Source organism: Acinetobacter sp. USHLN143 (assembly GCF_037145695.1).
Classification (GTDB): Bacteria; Pseudomonadota; Gammaproteobacteria; order Pseudomonadales; family Moraxellaceae; genus Acinetobacter; species Acinetobacter fasciculus.
Genome location: NZ_JBBCWZ010000141.1, coordinates 1 through 2,754 on the forward strand (window position 1 = coordinate 1; position 2,754 = coordinate 2,754).

General features: G+C 41.4%; 4 protein-coding genes and 2 pseudogenes. 5 read left to right on the forward strand and 1 reads right to left on the reverse strand.

Annotated elements, in window-relative coordinates:
* Positions 1-228, reverse strand: a pseudogene (locus tag WFH18_RS17155) (IS3 family transposase); the annotation flags it as partial.
* A gap of 48 nt (positions 229-276) precedes the next feature.
* Here WFH18_RS17155 and WFH18_RS17160 point away from each other — a divergent pair.
* The 5 genes and pseudogenes from WFH18_RS17160 to WFH18_RS17180 all read left to right on the forward strand — a co-directional run.
* Positions 277-621 (forward strand): annotated as a pseudogene (locus WFH18_RS17160) (DUF2280 domain-containing protein); the annotation flags it as partial.
* Complete coding sequence (locus tag WFH18_RS17165; RefSeq protein WP_004279611.1) at positions 622-1,110, forward strand: hypothetical protein; 489 nt, start codon at positions 622-624, stop codon at positions 1,108-1,110.
* Positions 1,085-1,507 (forward strand): phage tail terminator protein, encoded by a 423-nt coding sequence (locus WFH18_RS17170; RefSeq protein ID WP_004279612.1) that lies wholly within the window; start codon positions 1,085-1,087, stop codon positions 1,505-1,507. The genes WFH18_RS17165 and WFH18_RS17170 overlap by 26 nt, the downstream gene beginning before the upstream one ends.
* A 9-nt stretch (positions 1,508-1,516) precedes the next feature.
* Positions 1,517-1,690, forward strand: a complete 174-nt coding sequence (locus WFH18_RS17175) for a hypothetical protein (protein ID WP_004279614.1) — start codon at positions 1,517-1,519, stop codon at positions 1,688-1,690.
* Complete coding sequence (locus WFH18_RS17180; RefSeq protein ID WP_004279617.1) at positions 1,690-2,433, forward strand: hypothetical protein; 744 nt, start codon at positions 1,690-1,692, stop codon at positions 2,431-2,433. The genes WFH18_RS17175 and WFH18_RS17180 overlap by 1 nt, the downstream gene beginning before the upstream one ends.
* Positions 2,434-2,754 lie beyond the last annotated feature (321 nt).

A 2,754-nucleotide genomic window follows, 5' to 3' on the forward strand; every position in this document is an offset into this window, starting at 1 on the left:
ACGTTCCATTTGCTTCATTTTTTCTTGATCAGATATCTGTTGTACTTTAATAGGATTTTGCTGATCTAAATGCTTTTGATGCCAGGCACGTAGTGTTTCAGGAGTACAACCAATCTTAGGCGCAATTGCTGTGATTGCAGCCCAAGTAGAAGGATAATCTTTTTCAGATTCAATCAATAATTGAACCGCTCTTTCTCTGATTTCAGGGGTATATTTTAATTTTGTCATCGGGGTAGTCTCTCAGAATATTGACTCTCCGACAAACCCGGTACGGTTCAGTGTGAAAACTATGACCCGACTAAATATGCAGGTCGCAATCTCGGGAAAAAACTTGCAGATCTATTCAACCAGACTCGTAAGAAATTTGATGAAGGTTTGATAGATATTCCAATTGCTAGTAAGTATTACCGGCTTAAGCAATATCAGAAGCAACTTGAAAAAACCAAGAATGCAAAATTAGCACTCAAGATTCTTGAACAGGCTGCTAAAGATGTAGGTGGTCAATTCACTAACCGACAAGAAATTACCGGTAAGGACGGCGAAGCATTACAAACAACAGTTGTGCACGCTACCCAAGACCAAGTTGAAGCTGCTGTAAAGAAGGCCCAAGAGGAATACTAAATGGATCTGCAAACACAGGTTGAAAAGAAGCTGTGTGAAGATGAGCATTTATATTTCACCCGGCGTTTCTTTAAGCCCCGAATGGGCTTCAAATTTACGGTGAACTGGCACCATGTTTATATCTCTTGGATCATTGATCAGGTGATAGCTGGTGAGATTGCGAACGTAGTTATCAATGTTCCACCAGGGGCCGGAAAAACTGAACTGACCACCAACCTAATTCCACGCGGCTTAGCCTTAAATGCCCGTTCCCGGTTTCTGTATTTGTCATTCTCCCAATCATTGGTTGCACCCCATCTACATTACGGCGCAACAATCCTACCTAAGAATGGCCAATACATTACTTTTGCAGTGGGTGGTCAATATCGGAAAGTTAAGCAGTCGATTTTACCGCCTCGAACACAGTTAGGGATCAATGCAGAAGATGAAGCCATGGTTTTAGATATTGTCGGGAGTTTTATAGATGAGCACCTTCTTCGCGGTACGTGATGAGATTGCAGAAAAGCTGAAAGAAATTCCAGAACTTCTAAAGATCTATACGCCGTTAAACTCAGTCAGCGTAACAGAGATGTCACAAGTCACGCCATCTGCGCATGTCAATTTTGTCCGTATCGACAAGAAAGCCAGTGCAGGTCGTGGAAGTATCAATCAGATCGGTCAGCAATGGGCGGTTACGGTGGCATGTCGCAATGCTCAATCTCAAATGACCGATGGACGTGCTGTAAGTGATGAAGCGGGGCTTTTGACCGAGAAAGTAATTCAACTACTTTCCGGTTGGCAGCCTCAAGCATCACGCACGGCACTGGATTTCATATCGGTTCGGGATGGTTATAGTCCGGGCTTTGCATACATCACGATTATTTTTGAATCACAAAAATTCATTTAGGAGCCAGTCATGGTGAAACAATACAAGGCAACTCAGCCTGTCGGTCGCTTTAAAAAGGGCGATGTCGTTGGCGGATTGGGTGATGCTCAGATCAAAAAATTAGTGGCAGATGGCGTGATTCAGGAAGTACCTGAAGCTAAAGCCGCTGCTCCAGCCAAGAAAACCACAGGGGATGAAAAGTAATGGCTAAATCAGATTTAATCTCGCTTCAAGGCGAGCTTCATTTGGCGAAGATGGTTAATAGTGTGCCATCTGCCTTATTGCCCGTTGGTAATACACCGGAATTGCAGATCGCAATCTCTAGTGAATCCACTGATCACTATGAAAGTAAAACCGGCCTCCGTGCTAAGGATGCGGTACTACGCAAACAAACTGCAGTGGCTATCTCTGGTACGCTTGAAGAAGTAACAAAGCAAAACTTAGCAATGGTCCTAAGTGGCAAATCAATCGAAATCCCTGAAACTCAGCTGACTGATATTACTCTGGGTGCTGTAGAAGCTGGCGCCATGATTGACTTAGGACATCGTAATTTAAGTGAAGTGGATTTTAAAGACAGCTCGGATGTTGCCATCACTTCAGATAAATATGTACTGGATGCTGTTTACGGCACAGTCATTTTTAATGAAGCTATTGTTGGTTCAGTTAAGTTTTCTGCCAAAGCCGGTGCTAAGACACGTACTACAATTGCAACTAACCTAGGTAATGAATATCGCTTGCTGTTTAAAGGCATTGATACTGTTACAGGCGATAAGGTGATCTTAACTTTATGGCGCGTCGAATTTTCGCCAGATACCGAGTTTGATCTAATTCATGAGGACTTCGGATCTTATTCAATTGAAGGTGAAGCACTGGCAGATATCTCTAAAGCTAATGATGAAGAGCTAAGTGTATTTGGTCATATTGAGCGTTTTAGCGTAGCTGCATAAACCCATAAACCATACAGGCACAAAGAAATCCACGGCGCATTAGCGTCTTTTTTTGTGCCTGCCTTATAGTAATAAGTCTTAAAACATTTAAGATGAAACTTAATAAATAGTAAAAAATAAAGATTATGTAATCTTTTGTTATTCTAATTTTCATCTGATGGGGATATAAAAGATATTCACTTCACGTTAAGAATAAAACTGCTATGACTAAAATAACCTGAGTTCGATGAAATATTTTAGCTTTTTAGCAAGTTTTGGAAAGTTGGCTTATTTGGATTTAAGCAATAAGCCACTATAGCAGCCATAATATTCACCATAAAG

Coding starts and splice junctions, on each gene's coding strand:
- WFH18_RS17165 (WP_004279611.1), top strand. CDS start 622: ATGGATCTGCAAACACAGGTTGAAAAGAAGCTGTGTGAAGATGAGCAT.
- WFH18_RS17170 (WP_004279612.1), top strand. CDS start 1,085: ATGAGCACCTTCTTCGCGGTACGTGATGAGATTGCAGAAAAGCTGAAA.
- WFH18_RS17175 (WP_004279614.1), top strand. CDS start 1,517: ATGGTGAAACAATACAAGGCAACTCAGCCTGTCGGTCGCTTTAAAAAG.
- WFH18_RS17180 (WP_004279617.1), top strand. CDS start 1,690: ATGGCTAAATCAGATTTAATCTCGCTTCAAGGCGAGCTTCATTTGGCG.